This window comes from Bifidobacterium sp. WK012_4_13 (assembly GCF_041080835.1).
In the GTDB taxonomy this organism is placed as follows: Bacteria; Actinomycetota; Actinomycetes; order Actinomycetales; family Bifidobacteriaceae; genus Bombiscardovia; species Bombiscardovia fermentum.
Map to the genome: position 1 here is coordinate 1,189,613 of NZ_CP129683.1, position 21,301 is coordinate 1,210,913.

Consider the following 21,301-nt stretch of genomic DNA (forward strand, 5'->3'; position numbering starts at 1 on the left):
AATTCCTTCCGATGCTTACTTTGCGAGACTCTCGAGCCACGGCGTCTTCATGGATTGCAGCATCGGGCCGCCACGGGCCTGATCGAGTGCAGCCTCGAGCGCTGCGGCTGGCCTATACATCAGGTCATCGCGCATCTGGGGGGCGAAGAACTGGAATCCGACCGGAAGTCCATCGTCGCTCAGACCCGCGGGAATGGACATTGCTGGAACGCCTGCAAGATTTGCGGGAATGGTGGCGACATCCTCAAGATACATGGTCAGGGGGTCGTTCATCTTCTCACCGAACTTGAACGCAGTGCTTGGACTGGTCGGCGAGACCAGCACGTCACACTGCTTGAATGCGTTCTCATAATCGCGAATTATCAGGGTTCTGACCTTCTGAGCCGAGCCATACCAGGCATCGTAATAGCCAGCGGAAAGCGCATAGGTTCCCAGGATGATACGACGCTTGACTTCGTCTCCAAAGCCTGCCTCGCGGGTCGCAGCCATCATGTTGGCGGCCGTCTGGTCAGTGCCAGTCGGTGGCATCACTCGCAGACCGTAGCGCATGCCGTCGTAGCGGGCGAGGTTGCTCGAGACCTCGGAAGGCATGATGATGTAATACGCGCCAAGGGCATACGAAAGATGTGGGCACGAAACCTCGACGACCTCGGCACCCATGTTCTGCAATGCCTTCAATGCCTCGTCAAATCGTGCCTGAACGCCAGGCTGGAATCCTTCGCCAGAGATCTCCTTGATGAGGCCGACCTTCACGCCCTTCAGGTCCATCCTCTGCCCTTCTCGGGCAGCCTTCACGATCGAGGGCAATGGCTTGGGAATGGAGGTCGAATCATGCTCGTCGTATCCGCCGATGAGCTCATGGAGCAGCGCGGAATCGAGAACCGTGCGTGATACTGGACCGATCTGGTCAAGTGAGGATGCCATGGCGATGGCGCCAAAGCGCGATACGCCGCCATAGGTGGGCTTGACGCCGACCGTGCCAGTGAGTGCGCCAGGCTGACGAATCGAGCCGCCAGTGTCCGTTCCCAAGGCGATCGGAGCTTCGAACGATGCGACCGCCGAGGCCGAGCCACCGCCGGAACCGCCAGGGACGCGTTCGGTATCCCAGGGGTTGTGGGTTGTGGTGTATGCACTGTGCTCGGTAGATGAACCCTGCGCGAATTCGTCGAGGTTCGTCTTGCCCAGGATGGGCATTCCCGCAGCCTTGATCTTCGTAATGACCGTTGCATCGTAAGGTGGAACCCAGCCTTCGAGAATCTTCGACGCCGCTGTGGTCTCGATGCCCTTGGTAACAATCATGTCCTTGATTGCGATTGGCACGCCGGCCAGCTCTGGCAGACCTTCGGTGTCTCCGGCGGCGTTCCTCGTATCGAAGGCATCGGCCTGCGCCAACGCCTCATCCTTGGAGACATGCAGGAAAGCCTGAATGCTCGGCTCGGCAGATTCGATGACCCTCAGCTCTGCCTCGACGAGCTCGCGGCTGGAAACCTGCTTGTTCCTGATCTTTTCAGCCATCTCGGCTGCAGACAGTCTGACCAGGTCATCCTGTCGGAAATTCTCTTGCTGTGACATACCCGAACTCACTCCTCACCCATGATTCGCGGTGCAACGAACATGCCATCCTCGGTCGCAGGCGCATCCGCCAAAGCCTGCTTCTGGGTCAGCGGAGTAGCGGCCTCGTCCGGGCGCAGATAGGCCTCGAGAGGTACGGGATTCGCTGTTGGTGGGATGTCGTCTGAAGCAACTTCCTGGACTTTTGCAATGGCATCGGCAATCACATTCAATTGCCCTTGCATTCGCGTGACTTCTTCATCGGTCAACGCGATACGGGCGAGATCACCAAGATGCTCGATTTCTTCACGTGTGAATGTTGGCATAGACCACATCATATGTGTTCAGTGTGACACTGCCCTGACTCCTGTCCTATAGGTTAAAGACAGGTTTCGCGCGCTGAGCGATCCAGGCATGCATGGCCACTGCCGCCGCCGCGCCGGCATTTATCGAACGAACGGAGCCGTATTGGGATATGTATACGACATCATCGGCAAGCTCAAGCGCCCTTTGAGACAGACCAGGACCTTCCGCGCCGAAGATCATGAGACAGCGCTCTGGAAAGCGGTATGTCTCGATGGGAACCGAACCGGGCACATTGTCGATTGCAATGATCCGCGTATGGGCATGCTCCCGCTCGTCATTCGCCCGAATCGCTTCGACAAGGCTTTCGATGCTGGGACTGTGCTCGACATGCTGATAGAGCTCCGTCATCAGCGCGCCTTTTCGATTCCATTTATGCGGTCCGACAATGTGCACGGTTTTCGCCGTGAAGGCGTTGGCGGTCCTGACCATTGAGCCGATGTTGAAATCGTGCGTCCAGTTTTCCATGGCGACTTCGAAGCCATGCCGTCCCTTGTGGTCCAAGTCATCCTTGATTGCCTGGACGGTCCAATAGCGATATTGATCCAGAACGTTGCGATGGTCGCCTGCATCAAGCAGATCCGAGTCAAAGCGCGGGTCAAACCCCGAAAAATCAGGATCGTCTGGTCTTGGTTCGCTGGGATGCGTTTCATTCCAAGGCCCGACTCCGATGGGACGGAAGCTTGGCTCACTGGATGCCGGAGCTGCCTTGGTGACTTCGTTGGGCTCTCTCACCGGGCACTGTCCCGTGCATTGATTTCCTGAGCATCGGTGGCAGCAGCATCGTTCCTCTCAACATTGCTCCTGCCAGCATGAGGAGTGGAGGCGTCATCTCCGTCGGTGCAAGGATTGCTGCCTGCCCTCAACGAGTCCTCGTCATAGACCATGACAAAGGGAATCGCCGCATGCTCTTGCGTGGCCGGATTCACGGTCTCGATCTCGAATTTCCGGGCTCCGTCATCACCGGCATCGACCTTTCCAGCTCCCATGAATTGTCTTCTGGAGCCAATGAGCGTTGCAATGGCGATGACGGTCGCCCCCTCCTTCGCGATGACGCCAAAATCGAGGCCAAGCTCATTGCCATTTCGCAGAGTGACCAATGAGGATGTCTGAATGTAGGACTTCTCACCGAGCCATGAATCGATCAGAATCACGCGCTTGCCATCAATCGACGGGCCCTTGATGCTCGGAAACACAAAATCCATGACGAACGCATCCAATGCTCCCCCCATGGATGCGGCTGCATGCACGATCGAATCGACGATGGGCACCGCAGCCGATGTCAAGGCGCCGACCGCATCGAAATCAGAAAGCGCATACCCGCATCGTTTCAGGGTTTCAAGGAACACGCTGCCGACCAGAGCAGCGCCCCTGTGATCAAATGTGACGGCTGAAAGCTCGCTGAAGGACTTGCCTTCCATCGCGGCAGAGAGCTGTCTGGCCAGACTCGTCCGTGATATGTCATCCGACTCTTCGGAAGCTTGTTGTGACATCATGGCTACAGCCTATCTCATGACTTCGAAACCGAGCCAATGGTGGTTTCCCCACCAATCCTCGCTTCGCCCACGACTGTCGATTCGACATGCTGGGATATCATTCATTGGGCTCTTCGGTAGACTCTTCGGTGGAACCAGAAGCGGAATCAGCAGCGGAACGCTCGTCATCGGCGAGCTCCGCCGCTGTCAGTTCACGGATATCGGCGCGATCCGGTTCGATGGGGCTCACCTCTTCGATCACCTTTGAGCCATCAAGCTTCTCGAGCTTCCTTCCAGTGACAAGAACGCGGGACTCAAGGGTGACGGCAAACTTGTTGTACGCCTTGACTGAGTTGCTTATGGCCTTCCCCAGGGCATTCGCATGGGAACCGAGAGTGTGCATCCGCCCATAGAGCTCCCGTGAAAGATCGAAGAGTTTCTTGGCATCGTCACTCAGACTTTGCTGCTGCCACGCGAATGCCACGGACTTGAGAACCGCCCATAGGGTGACTGGAGAGGTCAGCGCCACCTTGCGGTTGAATGCGTCATCCATCAATGCAGGATCGGACTCCAACGCCGCCTGAAGCAGGGATTCATTGGGAATGAAAGCGATGACAAAGTCAGGAGCGGTCTTGAAGGCATTCCAGTAGGCCTTGTCGCCAAGTGCACGAACATGTTCGCGCAGATCCCTTGCATGCGCCTTCAGCAATTCTGAACGTCGATTGAGCTCATCTTCGGTAGCCGTGTCGGGAATCTCGCACGCTCTTTGATAATTCGAATACGGCGCCTTCGCATCGATTGGAATGCTTTTCCCGCCAGGCAGATGAACGACCATATCCGGGCGATATACCTTGCCCTCTCCATCTTGAACGACGACCTGGGTATCGAAGTCCACATGTTCGAGCAATCCTGCAGATTCGACTATGTTCCTGAGCTGAGCCTCGCCCCATGCGCCACGGACCTTGTTGTTACGCAGCGCGGAGGCAAGGGAACTGGTCTCGCGCCCCAGCCGCAGCTGCTGCTCGCCAAGACCCTTCAGCTGCTGGTCAAGGGCCCCCATCTCGTGCTTTCTGCCCTCTTCGATCTGGGTCACCTTCTGCTGCAAGGTATCCAGGTTCTTCTGGACCGGAGCCAGCGCACTGAGCACCTTGCTCTGCTCCTGCAAGGCCTTCGCCTGTTCCTCGCGCTTCTTCTCCGCTTCGATCTGCACCCTCTCAGCTTCACGTCGCAGGCGCTGACGTGCCTCATCCTGCACCTGCCCCAACTGCTCCTTCACGAAGGTCAGCTGCTCCTGCAAGCCCTCGGTCTGGGTTCTGTACTGAACGACGGCGGCATTTGCCCGGTCCAGACGATCCTTGAGGCTTGCGCCCTCCGACTGAAGCTGTGCGAGTGCGGCGGAATCCTCATCCTGACCTTGCGTCGCAGCATGATTCCTTCCCAGCAACCATCCGATTGCGAGGCCCAGCAAGGAAGTGACGACCGCAATGCCAAGCATGGCGATGACAGAAGATGCGTTATCGAACATATGTTCTATGCAAGCAGGGAGTGTGGACGCTTCGTGACATCACTGGCATGCAGGCTCTCGAAGCCGACATTGCACGGCAAATGGTGAGAAGATGAATGGGGCATTGTTATGATGCACATACGGTAGGCATATTGCGCAACTGACAGTCAGCTGGCAGAACCGTGCAGGGAGGCTTCATGGGATTCGACATATTCATGCTTGGAATCACCATAGTCATTGCCGGAGCATTCACTTGGCTTATTCTGTGGTTCTTCTTCCCCAAAGGGCAGATGAGCGCCTCGGACAACGGCGGCGCATCTTCTCAAGACGCGCACGACAGCATTCCAACGACGCAACGCCTGTTCGTCATCGCGGCGATCCTGACCATTCCCGTGTTCCTCATCATCATGCTCCCGCTGATAAGCGACATCCTGATTCCTCAATGGCTTCGCAGTCCATGGATTCAGGCAATTCTCATCACCCCTGTCATGTTCTATTGCGGCAGGACGATCCACAGCGAAGGATGGCGAGGGATAGCCCATCGCGCTCCCAACATCGACTCCATCGTTTCGCTCGGCGCGTGGGCGGCATATCTCTACAGTCTTTTCGTATGCTTTGCGCCTGAAGTGCTTCCTCTCGGGTCCCGGGACCCTTACTTCGAGTCCGTGGGAATCATCATCACCCTGGTGCTGCTTGGAAAGCTCCTGGAGGACAAGGTGAGAGCGGGTTCTGGAGAGGCGGTCTCTGGGCTGCAACGGCTGTACCCGCAGAATTCGCATAAGGTGGCGAACAGCGTCGTCGCTGGATTGATCTCATCCAGGGAGCGCCCCATCAGCGATCTGAGTGCCATGCATCTTCGTCAGGAGGACGTCGAGACCAGTGCTCTCAGGCCAGGCGACGCAGTATTCGTCAATGCGGGGGAACGCATGCCGGCCGACGGTCTTGTGATTGCCGGCTCCGCGCGGTTGGACGACTCTCCCGTCACCGGAAACCATCAATCGGTGCACATCGAAGAAGGCCAGAAGGTATTTGCGGCGTCTCAGGTCATTCGGGGTTCACTCCTTGTGCAGGTCACCGCCATTCCCTCAGACACCGTGCTCGATCAGATCATCGAACTTGTCTCCAAGGCACGCAGCACGTCGGCACCGTTGCAGACCCTCGCACTCAAGCTCAGCAGGATCATCGTCACCGCCGTGATCATCCTTGCCATATGGACCTTTGCGATCTGGATCGTGGTCGGTCCGCAGCCGAGGCTCTCCCATGCCCTTGTCACCGGAATAAGCGTGCTTATCGTTGCATGCCCATGCGCCCTGGCCTTGGCGACTCCATTGTCCGCGTATGTATCCATGAATCTTGGAGCCACCCAGGGAATCCTGATGTCCTCCGGGCTGTCGCTTTCGCAGGCCCGCAGAATCAGAATGATCTGCTTCGACGTCGACATGCTCGCATCACACGACACGAGAGATCCCAAGGCAACGGTCGCCGCATTGCATAAGGCAGAAATCCTGGTCGGCATGTTCACTCACGAACCGATCGCAACGGCGATGCAGCAGGCCACGGCCTATGGAGTCGATGAGGTGATTCCATTGCAGCAGAGCGTCTCAGCGGAAGCCCACACGACGCACGAACGAGACTCCCAAGCGGATGAGAACCAGGAAAAGGCCACATGGATTCGTCACTTCGCAGAGCGCAATTCCAACAACGGTCTTGTGGCGATGGTTGGCGACAGCGAGCGCGACACCTTGGCATTCGGGGAGGCTGACATTGCATTCGCGCTTGGCACAGCCTCGCAGGAGGCCATGCAATCAGCGGATATCACGATTCTCAGTGGCGACATGCAGGGCGTATTGCACGCAATCTCACTGTCCCGGCAGACCATCGGCAACATGCGTGAGAATCTTGTGTGGGCCCTGGTCTACAACGTCATCGGCATCCCATTCGCGATGGGCATCCTATACCCCTTCACGGGTTGGCTGCTCACACCTGCAATAGCGGGACTCGCGATGACCTTCTCCCTCGTATGCGTGATCGTCAACGCTCACCGCCTCTCACATGCCGACATCAGGCACACATGGGAATATGTGGAGTCAGACGATTCCCGTCGAACCCCACATATCGTGACTGAGGACTGATCTCTCACATGCCTTCAGAGGGCGGATCCTCGCGGATGCCGTCGCCATGACCGTCCGGTCCGCCGTGAGATGCAAGATCTGCGTCATCGCTCACCAGCTTGTCCGTCGGCCAGGCTGTCAGTTCCAGATGTTCCCCGCCGGTCTGATCGACAAGCACTGTATCGCCATCGTGGATGCCGCCTGCAAGAAGCATCCTTGCGAGCTGATCTCCCACTTCGGTCTGCACCAGACGACGCAGTGGACGCGCACCATATGCAGGATCATAGCCCGCGTCGGCAAGCCACTCACGCGCCGAATCGGTGACATCCAGAGAGATTCTGCGATCGGTGAGCCGCTGCGCGACCTGCTTGACCTGAATGTCGACGATGCCGCCCAACTCCTCGCGAGTCAGTGGATCGAAGACGACCATCTCATCGAGTCTGTTGAGAAATTCCGGCTTGAAGTGAGCGTGCACGGCATCCATGACCGCCCGATGCTTGGCCTCCTCGTCGAGTGAATCATCGATGAGGAACTGGGAGCCAAGATTCGAAGTCATGATGAGAATCGTGTTCTTGAAGTCGACGGTCCTTCCCTGTCCATCGGTCAGTCGACCGTCATCAAGCACCTGCAGCAAGATATCGAAGACCTCTGGGTTGGCCTTCTCGACCTCATCGAACAGCACCACGGAATATGGCCGACGCCGAATCGCCTCGGTCAGCTGGCCTCCTTCCTCATACCCTACATATCCGGGAGCAGCGCCAATCAGACGCGAAACCGATGCCTTCTCCATGTACTCGCTCATGTCGATGCGAACCATCGCCTTCTCGTCGTCAAAGAGAAAGTCCGCGAGCGCCTTCGCAAGCTCGGTCTTGCCCACCCCGGTAGGACCAAGGAACATGAACGAACCGGTTGGTCGATCAGGGTCGGAGATACCCGCGCGAGAACGACGGACAGCGTCAGATACGGCACGGACGGCCGCTTTCTGACCGATGACCCTTCGCCCGAGCGCATCCTCCATGTGCAGCAGCTTCTCATTTTCGCCCTGAAGAAGCCGCCCTACCGGAATGCCAGTCCAATCTGCGACGATCTCCGCGACGGAATCGGCGTCGACGTGATCGGGAACCATCGGCTCATCGGCAGGTCCACCGGCAGCGTCAGCGCCTTCTGCTGACTGCCCGTCAGCGGCCGCGTTCGACTGCTCGGCTGCGCTCTCGGCGGCCGCAAGCTCCTTCTCTATCGCTGGAATCTCACCGTAGAGAATGCGCGATGCCTCTTCAAGATTCCCCGCACGCGTCGCCTTGTCTGCGTCGACGCGCTTGGCATCAAGCTGAGCGCGCAGATCGCCGACCTTGTTATGCCCTGCCTTCTCCGCGTTCCATCGTGCCGTCAGACCACCGAGCTTCTCCTTGGTGTCAGCCAGATCGGACTGAAGCTTCTCATAGCGGTCCTTGGATGCCGGATCCTCAGCCTTTTTCAGCTGCATCTCCTCCATCTCAAGGCGAGTCACCTTACGCTGCAGCTCATCGATTTCCTCAGGCTGTGAATCAAGCTCCATTCTCAGATGGGCCGCCGCCTCGTCCACCAAGTCGATTGCCTTGTCTGGCAACTGACGACCGGTGATGTAGCGGTTCGAGAGGGACGCTGCCGCAACCAGCGCATCGTCGCCGATGGTCACCTTGTGATGGGCCTCGTAGCGCTGCTTCAAGCCACGCAGAATCGCAACGGTGTCGTCCACGGACGGCTCTCCGACGAAGACTTGCTGGAATCTGCGCTCCAACGCCGGATCCTTCTCGATGTTTTCTCTGTATTCATCAAGCGTCGTGGCCCCTATCAGCCGGAGCTCTCCACGCGCAAGCATCGGCTTGAGCATGTTTCCTGCATCCATCGAGCCTTCCGCCGCACCGGCACCCACTATGGTGTGGATTTCATCGATGAAGGTGATCACCTCGCCGTTCGCGCTCTTGATCTCGTTGAGAACGGCCTTGAGGCGTTCCTCGAACTCGCCACGATATTTGCTGCCTGCAACCATGGATCCCAGATCGAGCGAAATCAATCTCTTGCCCTGCAGTCCGGTGGGCACATCGCCTGCGACGATTCTCTCGGCAAGACCCTCGACGACGGCCGTCTTGCCAACGCCAGGCTCGCCTATCAGAACAGGGTTGTTCTTCGTGCGACGGCTCAGAATCTGAATGACGCGTCGAATCTCACGATCGCGGCCTATGACGGGATCCAGCTTGCCATCCTTGGCCTGAGCCGTCAGATCGGCCGAATACTTCTCCAATGCCTTGTAATTGCCCTCAGCGTCAGGACTGGTAACCTTGGCACCTCCACGAACGCTTGGAATAACCTTCCGCAATTTCTCCGGCGTGACTCCAGAACCTCGCAGGATGTCAGAAGCCTGGGATGGGCCGACCGCAATGGCAATCAACAGATGCTCGGTCGAGACATAGTCGTCTCCCATCTGCTGCATCTCATGCTCAGCCTGCGTGAGCGCGACGGTCAGCTGACGGCTTGCCTGAGGCTGAGCGGTGCTTGAACCGCTCGCACTTGGCATCTCTACGAGGGCATTGCGTACCTGGGCGCCAATCCTTTGAGCATCGCCACCCGTCTCCTTCAGCAGTGAGCTGACGACCCCTCCTTGCTGACGCAAAAGCGAATCAAGCAGATGCAGCGTATCGACCTGCGCGTTTCCGGCAGCCGACGCGCCTTGAATCGCGTCACCGATCGCCTGCTGCGCCAGAGTGGTGAATTTCTGTTCCATATTTCCTCCAATAGGCCTTGGCGTCCGCAAGTCTGCGGCCGCATTCCCCATGCGGTCCGTTTGCGGCCTGATCTCGCGAATCGACGCCGACCATATGATGTAACGGTTATGTTCTGCAATGAACAACCGATTGGAAAAAATAATATTCCCAAAACTTGAGTCATACACGCTCAAGTTTTAAAAAAGCACGTCTCTGCGATCATTTTCCGTGAATCTCAGATATATCCACGCCTTGCCCTGACGCGAATATGCAAGTTTTGGGCACTTCCCCAAGTATCATCGGTCGAAATCGCTGCTATGGGACACCACTTCAGGCCAATTTCGCGCCCTTATACTCTCGCAAGTGCCAAAAACTTGACAAGGCCGATCCGCGCGGAACGGAACGGACGCAATCAGCCTTGGACCACGACGTTGCGCAGGCTGCCGATACCTTCGATATGGACGACTGGCTCGTCCCCTGGCTTCAATTCCATCGAAGCATTCGGCGTCCCCGTCATGATGACATCACCGGGAAGCAGCGTCGAGAAGCTCGATATGAATGAGATCTGAGCAGGAATCGAATGGATGAGATTTGCTGTGGTCCCGCTTGCCTCTGGGACATCCTTGCCATTGAGGGAGAATGAGATCCTCGCGTCCGCATAGTCGACGTCCGTCTCAATCCAAGGTCCGAGAGGACACGAGGTGTCGAAGCCCTTCGCACGCGTCCACATCGGATCGCCGCCCTGCAAGTCGCGCAACGTCACATCATTGACGCACGTATAGCCAAGCACATACGACATCGCATCGGCCTCGGAGACATTCTTCGCGATCCTACCAATGACCACAGCAAGCTCAGGCTCGAAGTTCATGTTGTGGGAGAAAGCCGGATACACGATCGGATCGTCAGGGCCGATGACCGAAGTCGAGGGCTTCGAGAAGATGACCATCTGTTCTGGCGGCACTGGCGAGGAGGCCTGTCCTGCCTGCGCCATGAAGCTTGCATGTGCGGCATAGTTCTTTGCGAGGCCGAAGACCTTGGAAGGTATCACCGGCGAAAGCAGACGAATGCCTTCCTCATCCAAAGCGTGACGCTCACCTGTCGGGCTCACCTGCTTCGCGCCTAGTGGATAGCCGTCAAGGCAGATGAGATAGTCCTTGTCTTCCGTGTCATCATGCTGGACGAATGCATATTGTGGTTGGTCGTTCAATGAAAAGCGTGCAATTCTCATGCACCCAGCATATCCCCACCGGACTCCATGCCGAGAACCATCATGATGGTGCAGCATGGCATCATCGCCATGCGTGCGTCAAAATATCAGTAAGTCTTCGAGAAAATCCCAGTGAGTTTCAAGTCTTCACAATATCATTGAAACATATGGCCAAAGCATGGAATGCAGAAGGGGTCTGCACCAACTTGACTTCTCACAGGATAAGAAAGGATTCACGCTATGTCAGCGAAGACACCCGATGACAAGGATTCCAAATCCTCGTCATCGAATGAGACGACAACCCGAAAGCGTCTGAAGAAAATCCAGCAGGAGCTTCGAACTCCCATTGGCAAGATCGTTGCAGGACTTGTCACCGTGGCAATCATCACAGCCGTTGGATTTGCATCTGCGACAAGCGTGACTTCAACGATTGACAAGGTGAAGTTTTCACGCCTTACTGCGAAGATAGAGAAGATATACACACAGTCCTATCAGAAAAAGGCTCAGGCCGCCCTCGTGGCAGAACGCGACAAAAGCTCGCACGACCAGGACGACATCTTCGTGAAATACAACCCGTATGGGACTGACACCACGGGGGCATACATATATTTCACGACCGACCAACCCGCCAAGGTCAGCTATACGATTTCGGCGCCTGACACGGACTACCCCGATTTCAGCGCCACTCCGGACAAGGGCGATGAATATACGACGACCCATGAATTCCAGGCGCTCGGTCTCATCCCCGAGGCGACCAACACCATCACGATAAACATAACCCTGAAGAATGGCGAAAAGTTCACCCGCACCATCAAGCACAAGCAGGGCAAGCTCCAAAGCGAGGTGGAGATTCAGCTCAAGAGCACGAAAAAGAACACTTCCCAGGATCTGGGCAACGGACTGTATGCGATTCTTGGCAATGACAGCGACGATCAGGATTTCATGTACTACTACGACACCCATGGCGTGATTCGCGGTGAGATCCCGATTCTCTTCTACCGAAGCCACAGACTGCTCTTCCGCAATGACCTGATGTATTTCAGCGCTTCCACGCATCTGATCGTCGGCATGAACAAGCTCGGCAGACTCGTAAAGTTCTATAACACCGGAACGAACTACATCCTGCACCACGACTATGAGTTCGACAAGAATGGCAATTTCATCGTCTTGGCGACCGATCTGCGCGAGAAGACCATCCAGGACAAAATCATCAAGATCGATGCGAAGACCGGCAAGGTCAGCCTGCTGGTCGATATGGTGTCCCTCTTCAAGACGTATGAGGCCACGGCCAAGAACGCATCTCTGGGCTCTTCTTCGGATAGCACCACAACGTCAGACAGCAACAGTGCCAATTTCAACGCCGATTCCACGCCGAAGAAGAAGGATTGGATCCATCTCAACACGATTCAGGTCCTGGACGATGGCAGCGCAATCGTGAGTTCACGTGAGACCTCGACCATCATCAAGATCAACTCCATCGAATCCAAGCCGAGCATCGGCTACATGATCGGCGAGAAGAACTTCTGGAAGGGTACCGACTACGCAAAGTACCTATTGACGCAGAAGGGTTCGTTCCCGAACACCGGCGGGCAGCATTCGGTCACGTATGTCAGCGATCCCAGCCTGCCAGACGGAGAATATTACCTCTACATGTTCGACAACAACTACGGGCTGAGCAACACTCGCCCCGACTATGACTGGGCTGCGAACACGCCGGGCATCAACACCAGCATGACCAAGTACACGACATCGGACTACGACAAGTATCTCGTCAACGAAAAGACGGGCACATATCAGTTGGCAAGCACCTTCAAGGTTCCGTTCTCTCCCCTGGTGAGCAGCGCACAGGACCTTTCCAACGGCACGATCCTCATCGACTCGGGCATGCGCGGCACCTTCGGAGTCTACACATCGAATGGCAAGCTCATCAGCCAGTGGAAGATGCAGCTCCGAGATACCATCATCTATCGCGTGTACCAATACGATTTCCACAATTTCTATTTCGCCTGACACGCAAACCGCAAGGCATGACTGAGTCAGTGGCGAACACATCGCATACCGCGTCGCGGGTTCCTCACGACGCACCGCAAGGCATTTCGCCCTTGACGCAGTTGCAGCCAGACAGCTGAACTCTTCCCCACAAGCTGGCATTATTGAGGTGGATGGGTACCAGCGTCGAGAAAGGATTGAAAATGGGTTCACTGCAACATGCAAAGGCTCTGATCATCGTCAACAATTGGGGCATCGAAGAGACCGAGATGACGCGTCCGCTAGATGATCTGCGCAAGGCAGGGGCGACGGTCACCCTGGCTGCGCCGAACGCCGACGAGATAGCGACCGTCGAGCATGACCGTCATGAGTCAGCGTCATACGCGCCGGATGCGATCCTCGACGATGTCGACTCGGCAGATTATGACATGCTGATCGTCCCTGGCGGCACATGCAACGTTGACCGCCTGCGCATAAATCCCAAGGCGATATCCCTGGCACAGGAATTTGCCAAGGCCAAGAAGCCCATCGCCGCGATATGCCACGGACCGTGGTTGCTGGTCAACGCAGGTCTCACCTCGGGAAAGACGCTCACCAGCTGCCGCTACATTGCGGCCGATGTGGAGAATTCAGGAGGTGTGTATCGCGATCAGGAACTGCTTATCGACGATTCTCAGGACTGGCGACTGATCACATCTCGCAATCCTGGCGATTTGGATGCCTTCGTCGATGCAATCGAATCGACCCTGAGCGATTAATCCAATTCATTCGGATTCGTGCCTTCGGCATGGTCCAAGGCGAACAACCTTGAGTCCATGCCGAAGGCACATTCATGATTCGAGAAGCTAAGCCTGGGATTTACCTGACTACGAAGTCACGCTCCTTGCGAGGCCTGATTCGTTCAATCTCAATGTTGTCGACATGCGCCCATGAAGGCCCCTCGCCCAACCACCGTTCCAACGCCCCGATCGCCTGATCACTTCCCTGAGCCTCGACCGTGACCGAGCCATCACGCTCATTGCGGACCCAGCCTGTGACTTGCACGCGCTTCGCGACCCTCACTGCAGAATAGCGAAAGCCGACGCCCTGTACCCGACCGAAGACCCTTGCATGAATTCGAATGTGACGCGGATGAATCGTCTCGCCGCCGTCTCCCGAATCACGATGGCGATCGTCGGATCGCAACCATTCCTCCAATTCGGCGCCCCTCTCTCATCCGAATGACTCAACAGATCGCACATTGACGGCAGATCGCGCATCAATGACACGGACCACACATCGATGGCACAGCCCACACAGACAGATGATCCACCGAGCCACAGTCAGCCATGGCCACCAACTGCAGATCAGTGGCAAATGGGTCTGTAGCAACACAGATCAGTGACAGCAGTCTAGATGAATGCCCTGGGCCCGAAGATTGCAGTGCCGACACGAACGATGGTCGAACCTTCGCGAATCGCATATTTCATATCGTGGGTCATTCCCATGGAAAGCTCCCTGCAGTCCTCCGTCCCACTTTCTCCGGACTGTAGAATGCCATCGCGCAGAGTCCGCAGATGCTCGAACCCCTTTCGGATGACACCCTCATCGTCGACATGCGCGCCTATGGTCATAAGCCCCTGCAGCTTCAATCCCGGCAACGACGCCATGGTGCATGCAAGCTCCATGGCCGCTTCTGGTTCGCAACCGGATTTGGCGGATTCTCCGGATTCATTTACCTCAAGCAGCATGCCGACATCGAGACCATGTGCAACCGCGCGTCGACTGATGCGCTCTGCCAGCTGAAGATTATCGACCGATTCGATCGTGCCCACGTATGGCAGCACCTTGCTAATCTTATTCGCCTGCAATTGCCCGATCAGATGAAAGCCGACGCCATCGTCGGCCTTGAGATTCAGACCGCGCTCGGCACACAGGGCCTGCAGCCCTTCGGCCTTTGCCGTGACCTCTTGGGGACGATTTTCACCAATCAGTCGAATGCCGGCATCGATTGCCGCCATTATTTCGCCGACGGTGCGCGTCTTGGTAGCGGCCAGCAGACGAACATCGCCGCACGACCTTCCCGCCTTCGCCTCGGTGTCTCGGATCTCTTCAACCACCGCAGCCACATTGTCACGTATCTGCGTCGCCCGCCCGGAATCGACCTGCCGTGCGGAAAGATCGATATGCCCCATATAGGAGACCATTTGCGACACCCCTTCATCTGCTCGTTTCCATTCATCATGGATACCACCGTTATCGGCATTCGGCCGATCAGGCTCGGTCGTTCCATTCCACGCCACGGAAGTCCTCTGCCCTTCACTCCCGGCAATCGTTCGGGTCCCATCCATTTCATGGCGAATCGCCGGACCTGCGATTGGCCCATGAAAGCCATGGTAGTCATATCTGTGGAACCATGAATCATCTGGCGCACATAGGCGCATGGAGTGCAATCACATCAGACGGCACAGGGACATGGGCCAAGACACCATCGACCGGTCAAAGCCCAAGGATACGGAAGGCACGAGCGTCAAGACGGATGTCATCATGCCGGTCTCTGAGACGTTCCGAGGGGAAGAGGCCGATCAGTTCCTCCGGACTGCAAGGTCGGGGAGCGTCAATGATGCCAAGCCAATACGCGCACAGACCGATCACGGCCTGGGGTCGGACACCGTGTGCCCTCAAAGCACCGATATCCATATCCTCATGGCGCTTCGCCAATCTTCGGCCATGGGAGTCAAGGATCAGAGGCAGATGAGCATATTCCACCTGGGAACGATCTTCGAGGTCCCCGTGGCTGCGTCGCAGCTGCTGCATTATCCATCGCTGAATGGCGGTCGAAGGCAGCAGGTCCCTTCCCCTGACAATCTGGTTCACACCCATGGAAAGGTCATCGACACTTACAGCGAATTGATATGCATATTCACCATCAGAACGTCTGATGACGGTATCGCCCACATCCTTGGCCAGGTTGAAGCGTCGCATTCCATATATCCGATCGCGAAATGCAAGCTCCACCTGCCGCCCCGCCGCATCTTCCGGAACTGCAATACGCAGGGAATGCCTGTCGCCGCGTGCGATTCGCCGCTCGCGCTCGGAGGCTGCGAGCCTTCTGCATCTACCGCCGTATACTCTGAAGCCATCGCCCTCGTTGGGCGCGGATGCGGCCTTGATATCGGCTCTGGAACAAAAGCATGGATAGACAAGAGGCTGTGGCTGGCTTTCGGATCCGCCGATGCCCTCTTCCACGTTCATCTCACTCAGTCGTCTCAGCTCGCGGTCATAGCAATCCATACGCTCAGACTGATAAACGACATCATCGTCCCAATCCAAACCAAGCCAGCTGCAATCATCCATAATCCAACGGTCGGCATCGGGCCTGACCCGTTCGACGTCCAGATCCTCGATGCGCAGACGGAGCTTTCCGCAGACCGAACGGGCTGCGAGCCATGCAGCCAGTGCCGCATAGACGTTGCCGACATGCATTCGCCCCGTCGGAGACGGCGCCATTCTCCCTATGACAGGCGACATACCCGGCATTGCTTTCCTGAGGCCTCTATCATTGCGACATTCGCGAATCTCTGCTGACAAGTCTTCGGTCGATTCCTCAGGCGATGAAGTTGTGGAATATCTCGGCTCCAACAACCGCTCCGGCGATCGGAGCGACGACCGGGATCCAAGCCTCACCCCAGCGTGATGACCCCTTGTTCGGGAAGGGAAGGAGCTGGTGCAGCAGCCTGGGCATAAGATCACGCGCAGGATTGAGACCTGGCCCTGTGGGTCCGCCCATCGAAGTGACCAGACCCCACACGATAAAGCCGACGACGATGGAAGCGGCTGCTGGATCCTTGGCGCCCCAAGGAAGAATAAGACAGCTCAGCGCACCGACGACGAGAATCATGGTGCCGAAGAATTCGTTGAGGAAATAATTCAGGCGCGACTGAGCAGCATCGGTCGTCGAGAAGGTGGCGAAGATCGAATCAGCGGACTCGGTTGCCTTGTAGTAGGGATAATACGTTGCGACGACTATCAGCTGCCCAGCTGCCGCGCCCAACAGCTGAGCGACTATGTATGGCAGCATCTGCGATGCCGGAAACATGCCGACGACTACCTGTGCGATGGTCATGGCAGGGTTTATATGGGCCCCTGAGACGCCTCCGAACATCAGGACAGGGAACATCACACCAAAGCCGTAGCCCATGGCAATGGTTATCCAACCGGATTTGAATCCCTTGGTCCCCTTCAACTCGACATTGGCGACCGCCCCGTTGCCGAAAACCATAAGCAATGCAGTTCCAATAAACTCCGCGATCAATTCAGTCATGAGGGGATAATGCACAGTGACTCCTGTAGTGAGGTGCAACGAGAATACGATGAATGGGGATGTGCAACCTCGAAATCCAACGAAAATGCAGCTCTCCAAAAAGAGTGTACAACAAGATTCGGCGACACAACGCCGTGCTGAGTTGCAAAAGAGCAAAAAGGGTGTATTGTTGTCACTCGGCTCTAGAAGTGCCAACGCCCCTATAGCTCAGTTGGCTAGAGCAGCTGACTCTTAATCAGCGTGTCCGGGGTTCGAGTCCCCGTGGGGGCACAGGAGCAATCCCTGCGATTTTCAATCGCAGGGATTTTTCATATCAGATCTGAGATTCAAAATTCCTAGGGCAGCGCAGACGATCCCCGCACCCGTGAGGATGCGGGGATCGTCTGTCTTCAGAAGACTGCTCTTGCCCTTTCCCTATCGTGCCGAAGCATCGTGCGCCTTGCAAAGCATCGTGCGCCCTGCGAAGCATCGTGCGCCTTGCAAAGCATGGGCACATTTCGGCGAAATGGCTCCGGGAATCAGACGATCTTGGGCATCGGCGTCGTGAGCGACGAGGTCAGATTGACCTGAACGAGTCCTGCACCGGCATGCACCTCGACCTTCTTCAAGGTCACCGAACGCGAACCCTCAGGAGCGGTGTCGTCATCGGTCATCGTCGCGGGCGATTTGACTGCGACGACAGCATAGTCATTCAGATCGTGTCCGAGCGACCTGCATAGCGCACATGCAGCCTCAAGCGACTCGCTGAATCCATCACGCATGACCACGCGTTCTGCCGGGACTCCGTATGCACTGTCAGCGATCCAACGAACGTCTTCGAGAATATCCATGCCTTTGTGCGTCTCGGGCACCGCGGACGCCCCATCGCCTCGAAGCGCTTCCACGAAGCCATCGAGCTGGTTGACAAGCGCCTCTCCCCCATCGCGGAAGAGGTTGCCCATGATCGGTTCACGGAATTCCAATTCCGAGGCCTGCCTGCGAAGATCAGGAATCTGGCCATCCTCACCGTCCCAAAGATTGATCAGCGGGAATGCGGGAATGCCAAGGCTTTCCAGGCGATGAACATGGAATGGGTAGCGCCAGCGCAAATCCGGATTGTCGCGCCACGTGCTTGCACGGGTCACCACGATGGCCGCGGAAGGCCACTGGGCTCCATATTCGCGAGCTGCGATGTCCAGCCACTTCTGTGCACCGGCATCGGTCCCGTAGCCAGCCTCGACGATGACGACGTCATGTCTTGCGCATGCCAGTTCCACCGAGACAAGGCTTGGAATGCCGATCGAGACATTGGCGAAAGGACCGCAGTGCACATACACTGGCGAGCCCTGCATCGTCTCTGTATACGCAGGCTTGACCGCTTCGGTCAGGATGTTCGTAATGCGCCACAGGTCGATGAACTCGCCGAAACGAACCGGCTTGCCATCCTTCTCTCCGGCGACCATGTCCGACACTCTCGTGCCGATTTCCTGCATGCTCCGCGAAAGTACGACGATCTGCATCAATTCGCACGTCGGAGTGAGCACGACGCGCTCGGATACATCGTTCTTGCCCTCATCTACGCGAATGCGTCGCAGGGAGCGCGACGGCGTCTCGGATACGCGCGGAACGGCGATGGTGTCCAAGCTGCCATCATCGATGGCCTTTTCAGCAAAGGAGACCAGCAGATTCTGAGCGGCAGCTATTGCAGCCATCTCACCGCAAAGACCCCAATCCACAAGTTCGGGGTGCGTCAATGAAGCCTTGCCGCCACCTGACGCGCCACCTTTGGAACCGGCAGCGGTGATGCCCATGCTTGGCTGCCTCAGCACAGCCGCCGCATCGATGCCACGCGACCGAAGCGCATCGATCAAAGCGATCGAGGTCGTGGTCTTCCCCTCGCCGCGAGATGCCTTCAACGGTGTGTCCGCAGTGACGAGCACGACTTTTCCGTGCTTCCGTGGCTCATCCTGATGACTCTTCAGGTAGTCCAGATAGGCGAATGCATCGATTTTCTTGAACTGACCGAACTGAGCGACATAGTTCTCGTAAGTTGACATGGAATCCTCTCTTTTGCGCGACCCGTCCATCATATCGAAGGGTTGTTATATCAAGCCGCTGCAATTTCGAACATCGGCAATGTTCGATGAGAGCGTATTGAAAAGCAAAAAGTGTGCGTCCCTTATGGAAACACTGCCTAGAAGGCAATGCAGCGATAAGGAACGCACACTTGGCGCATTTCAGATTACGAGGAAGCGAGTGGCATTCAGGCCGCTACGCGCTGTATCTTTCCGGCCTTGAGGCACTTGGTGCATACGCGGACGCGCACGTTCTTGCCGTCGACGCTGGTATGGACCGCCTGCAGATTCGGACGGAAGCTGCGCTTATTGCGGATATGTGAATGCGAAACGCTGAACCCTGTCTGCGGTCCCTTGCCGCATACTGCGCAACGAGCTGCCATGATAACTCCCTTTGTGTCTGTGTACATGTGTCGCACTTTGCGCATCTCTCCAATGCACAGATGTTCACTGTACGTGTGTTGCTCTAGTTCTCTGACATTCAAGTCTGTGAGGTGACCGGCAAGCTACGCACCTGCCTTACACACAATTTCACGATGATACCGCAAAAGACGAACAAGTGCAAATGACTCCATGCGTCCTCGTCTGATGCTCACACGGGACTTGGAGCTCAACCCCAGCGCCTCGACCTCACCGCATCCGCCAATTCATGCAGCAACGCCGTGGTATCCGGCCATGAGATGCATCTATCCGTTATGGACTTGCCATAGACAAGGTTGGAGAGTGGCGCAGCTGGCTGGTTGCCACCTTCGATGAAGCTTTCCATCATGATTCCTGCAATGCTGCGCTCTCCCTCGGCGACTCGTCGAGCCAACTCTCGGACGACACGAATCTCCTGCCGTTCGTCCTTGCCGGAATTGCCATGTGCCGCATCGATGACAAGGCCGTGGGCTGCCGCCGAGTCCGATGACATTTCACGACGAATCTCCTGCATGGCGTCGGTGACCGACTGGGCATCATAGTTTGGCCCGTGAGATGAACCGCGCAGAACGACATGACAGTCAGGATTGCCAAGAGTCTCGACTGCCGCAGCCCGCCCCTGATGATCAATGCCGAAGAACGTATGACGCTGTGCTGCCGTATAGCAGCCGTCTATGGCCACCTTGACGCTGCCATCGGTGGCATTCTTGAAGCCTACTGGCATCGACAGTCCGCTTGCGAGCTGACGATGAATCTGACTCTCGGTGTTTCTCGCCCCGATCGCCCCCCAGGTCACCGCATCCGCTATGAACTGGGGCGACGTAGGTTCAAGGAATTCCGTCGCCGCAGCCAGACCCTCATCGAGTACGCCGATCAAGGTCTTGCGAGCGAGCAGCAGACCCTTGCGAATGTTATGGCTTCCATCAACGTCAGGATCGTTGATGAGTCCTTTCCACCCGATGGTCGTGCGTGGCTTCTCGAAATATACACGCATGATGATGAGCAGCTCGCCGTCAAGCTCCTTCTTCAGTGCCGCCAGCCGGTGCGCATAGTCGAGTGCGGCATTGGGATCATGGACCGAACAGGGCCCGACGATCACTATCAGTCGATCATCCTGACCATACAGGCATGCCCTCAGCTCATCTCGCGAGTAGGCCACCAATTCTCTCGACTTTTCAGTCAACGGGTACTTGGCGAGCACATCAGCAGGTGCGGGAAGGGGGTCCAGCTCCAGAACCCGGCGGTTGATGATCGGATCGATTCCGACCTCATTCTCCCAGCGACTTATGCCCTGAATCGACAGAGGATTCCTTCCCTCGGCAATCGCCTCATGAATGGCATGAATCTGACCGCGTTCGGACTCGTGTGAACTATCGGTCATGTCCCCATCCTTTCGTATGCAAGCGGCCCGGCATGGCCCAGGCGATCGCCACGGCAGCATCCCCTATCCGCCGGGATGCCATTGGAATCCCACCCGGATGCCATCGTGAACGGCAGCCGCTGCGAAGTCATGTCGGAACAAACTCTATCAGCTGGTTCATGCAGCACGCCAAATCCATGGCATCGCGATGAATCATATGCGG

The 21,301-nt window shown here is 56.7% G+C and carries 16 protein-coding genes, 1 tRNA gene and 1 pseudogene; 4 read left to right on the forward strand and 14 right to left on the reverse strand.

Going from position 1 to position 21,301, the window contains the following annotated elements; genetic code table 11:
• Positions 1-15: 15 nt before the first annotated feature.
• The 5 genes and pseudogenes from gatA to rmuC form a co-directional block, all read right to left on the reverse strand.
• Positions 16-1,572, reverse strand: coding sequence for an Asp-tRNA(Asn)/Glu-tRNA(Gln) amidotransferase subunit GatA (gene gatA / locus QN062_RS04865; RefSeq protein WP_369342460.1), 1,557 nt, complete (start codon positions 1,570-1,572; stop codon positions 16-18).
• Positions 1,573-1,580: 8 nt separating this feature from the next.
• Positions 1,581-1,877 (reverse strand): Asp-tRNA(Asn)/Glu-tRNA(Gln) amidotransferase subunit GatC, encoded by a 297-nt coding sequence (gene gatC / locus QN062_RS04870; RefSeq protein ID WP_369342461.1) that lies wholly within the window; start codon positions 1,875-1,877, stop codon positions 1,581-1,583.
• Between the two features lie 46 nt (positions 1,878-1,923).
• A complete protein-coding gene (locus tag QN062_RS04875; protein ID WP_369342462.1) occupies positions 1,924-2,649 on the reverse strand; it encodes a TrmH family RNA methyltransferase in 726 nt (241 codons plus the stop codon).
• Between the two features lie 125 nt (positions 2,650-2,774).
• Positions 2,775-3,410: pseudogene (locus tag QN062_RS04880) on the reverse strand (orotate phosphoribosyltransferase); the annotation flags it as partial.
• A gap of 97 nt (positions 3,411-3,507) precedes the next feature.
• The gene (gene rmuC, locus QN062_RS04885; protein ID WP_369342463.1) at positions 3,508-4,914 is read right to left on the reverse strand and encodes a DNA recombination protein RmuC; all 1,407 of its coding nucleotides are present in this window, start codon (positions 4,912-4,914) and stop codon (positions 3,508-3,510) included.
• Between the two features lie 176 nt (positions 4,915-5,090).
• Between rmuC and QN062_RS04890 the strand changes: the two genes are divergently transcribed.
• Complete coding sequence (locus tag QN062_RS04890) at positions 5,091-7,025, forward strand: HAD-IC family P-type ATPase (protein ID WP_369342464.1); 1,935 nt, start codon at positions 5,091-5,093, stop codon at positions 7,023-7,025.
• A gap of 4 nt (positions 7,026-7,029) precedes the next feature.
• Here QN062_RS04890 and clpB read toward each other — a convergent pair whose 3' ends face one another.
• Both clpB and QN062_RS04900 read right to left on the reverse strand, forming a co-directional pair.
• Entirely contained in the window at positions 7,030-9,765 is a 2,736-nt protein-coding gene (gene clpB / locus QN062_RS04895; RefSeq protein WP_369342465.1) for an ATP-dependent chaperone ClpB, read from the reverse strand.
• Positions 9,766-10,157: 392 nt separating this feature from the next.
• Positions 10,158-10,973: a fumarylacetoacetate hydrolase family protein gene (locus QN062_RS04900; protein WP_369342466.1), complete on the reverse strand. Its 816-nt coding sequence runs from the start codon at positions 10,971-10,973 to the stop codon at positions 10,158-10,160.
• 219 nt (positions 10,974-11,192) lie between these two features.
• On the opposite strand from QN062_RS04900, the gene QN062_RS04905 reads away from it, so the two are divergent.
• Together QN062_RS04905 and QN062_RS04910 are read left to right on the forward strand one after the other, a co-directional pair.
• Complete coding sequence (locus QN062_RS04905) at positions 11,193-12,962, forward strand: aryl-sulfate sulfotransferase (RefSeq protein WP_369342467.1); 1,770 nt, start codon at positions 11,193-11,195, stop codon at positions 12,960-12,962.
• Positions 12,963-13,144: 182 nt separating this feature from the next.
• Positions 13,145-13,699 carry a type 1 glutamine amidotransferase domain-containing protein gene (locus tag QN062_RS04910; RefSeq protein WP_369342468.1) on the forward strand — a complete coding sequence of 185 codons (555 nt, stop codon included), beginning with the start codon at positions 13,145-13,147 and terminating at the stop codon, positions 13,697-13,699.
• A 100-nt stretch (positions 13,700-13,799) separates the two neighbouring features.
• Here the strand turns inward: QN062_RS04910 and QN062_RS04915 are convergent, their stop codons facing one another.
• From QN062_RS04915 to QN062_RS04930, 4 genes are all read right to left on the reverse strand, one after another.
• Positions 13,800-14,138 (reverse strand): acylphosphatase, encoded by a 339-nt coding sequence (locus QN062_RS04915; RefSeq protein WP_369342469.1) that lies wholly within the window; start codon positions 14,136-14,138, stop codon positions 13,800-13,802.
• Between the two features lie 194 nt (positions 14,139-14,332).
• On the reverse strand, positions 14,333-15,127 hold the full coding sequence (locus tag QN062_RS04920) for a YggS family pyridoxal phosphate-dependent enzyme (RefSeq protein WP_369342470.1): 795 nt from the start codon (positions 15,125-15,127) through the stop codon (positions 14,333-14,335).
• Positions 15,128-15,419: 292 nt separating this feature from the next.
• A complete protein-coding gene (locus tag QN062_RS04925) occupies positions 15,420-16,451 on the reverse strand; it encodes a glutamate--tRNA ligase family protein (RefSeq protein ID WP_369342471.1) in 1,032 nt (343 codons plus the stop codon).
• A gap of 76 nt (positions 16,452-16,527) precedes the next feature.
• Entirely contained in the window at positions 16,528-17,259 is a 732-nt protein-coding gene (locus QN062_RS04930) for an MIP/aquaporin family protein (protein ID WP_369342472.1), read from the reverse strand.
• 181 nt (positions 17,260-17,440) lie between these two features.
• Between QN062_RS04930 and QN062_RS04935 the strand changes: the two genes are divergently transcribed.
• Positions 17,441-17,514, forward strand: a tRNA-Lys gene (locus tag QN062_RS04935).
• Positions 17,515-17,762: 248 nt separating this feature from the next.
• Here the strand turns inward: QN062_RS04935 and QN062_RS04940 are convergent.
• From QN062_RS04940 to QN062_RS04950, 3 genes are all read right to left on the reverse strand, one after another.
• Positions 17,763-19,280: a formate--tetrahydrofolate ligase gene (locus QN062_RS04940; RefSeq protein WP_369342473.1), complete on the reverse strand. Its 1,518-nt coding sequence runs from the start codon at positions 19,278-19,280 to the stop codon at positions 17,763-17,765.
• 206 nt (positions 19,281-19,486) lie between these two features.
• Positions 19,487-19,681, reverse strand: coding sequence for a 50S ribosomal protein L28 (gene rpmB, locus QN062_RS04945; protein WP_369342474.1), 195 nt, complete (start codon positions 19,679-19,681; stop codon positions 19,487-19,489).
• A gap of 227 nt (positions 19,682-19,908) precedes the next feature.
• The gene (locus QN062_RS04950) at positions 19,909-21,099 is read right to left on the reverse strand and encodes a 3-deoxy-7-phosphoheptulonate synthase (RefSeq protein WP_369342475.1); all 1,191 of its coding nucleotides are present in this window, start codon (positions 21,097-21,099) and stop codon (positions 19,909-19,911) included.
• Positions 21,100-21,301 lie beyond the last annotated feature (202 nt).

Bases quoted from the DNA above. Each gene is read 5' to 3' on its own strand.
- gatA (WP_369342460.1), bottom strand. From the start codon at position 1,572: ATGTCACAGCAAGAGAATTTCCGACAGGATGACCTGGTCAGACTGTCT.
- gatC (WP_369342461.1), bottom strand. From the start codon at position 1,877: ATGCCAACATTCACACGTGAAGAAATCGAGCATCTTGGTGATCTCGCC.
- rmuC (WP_369342463.1), bottom strand. From the start codon at position 4,914: ATGTTCGATAACGCATCTTCTGTCATCGCCATGCTTGGCATTGCGGTC.
- QN062_RS04890 (WP_369342464.1), top strand. From the start codon at position 5,091: ATGGGATTCGACATATTCATGCTTGGAATCACCATAGTCATTGCCGGA.
- clpB (WP_369342465.1), bottom strand. From the start codon at position 9,765: ATGGAACAGAAATTCACCACTCTGGCGCAGCAGGCGATCGGTGACGCG.
- QN062_RS04900 (WP_369342466.1), bottom strand. From the start codon at position 10,973: ATGAGAATTGCACGCTTTTCATTGAACGACCAACCACAATATGCATTC.
- QN062_RS04905 (WP_369342467.1), top strand. From the start codon at position 11,193: ATGTCAGCGAAGACACCCGATGACAAGGATTCCAAATCCTCGTCATCG.
- QN062_RS04910 (WP_369342468.1), top strand. From the start codon at position 13,145: ATGGGTTCACTGCAACATGCAAAGGCTCTGATCATCGTCAACAATTGG.
- QN062_RS04920 (WP_369342470.1), bottom strand. From the start codon at position 15,127: ATGGTCTCCTATATGGGGCATATCGATCTTTCCGCACGGCAGGTCGAT.
- QN062_RS04925 (WP_369342471.1), bottom strand. From the start codon at position 16,451: ATGTCGCCTGTCATAGGGAGAATGGCGCCGTCTCCGACGGGGCGAATG.
- QN062_RS04940 (WP_369342473.1), bottom strand. From the start codon at position 19,280: ATGTCAACTTACGAGAACTATGTCGCTCAGTTCGGTCAGTTCAAGAAA.
- rpmB (WP_369342474.1), bottom strand. From the start codon at position 19,681: ATGGCAGCTCGTTGCGCAGTATGCGGCAAGGGACCGCAGACAGGGTTC.
- QN062_RS04950 (WP_369342475.1), bottom strand. From the start codon at position 21,099: ATGACCGATAGTTCACACGAGTCCGAACGCGGTCAGATTCATGCCATT.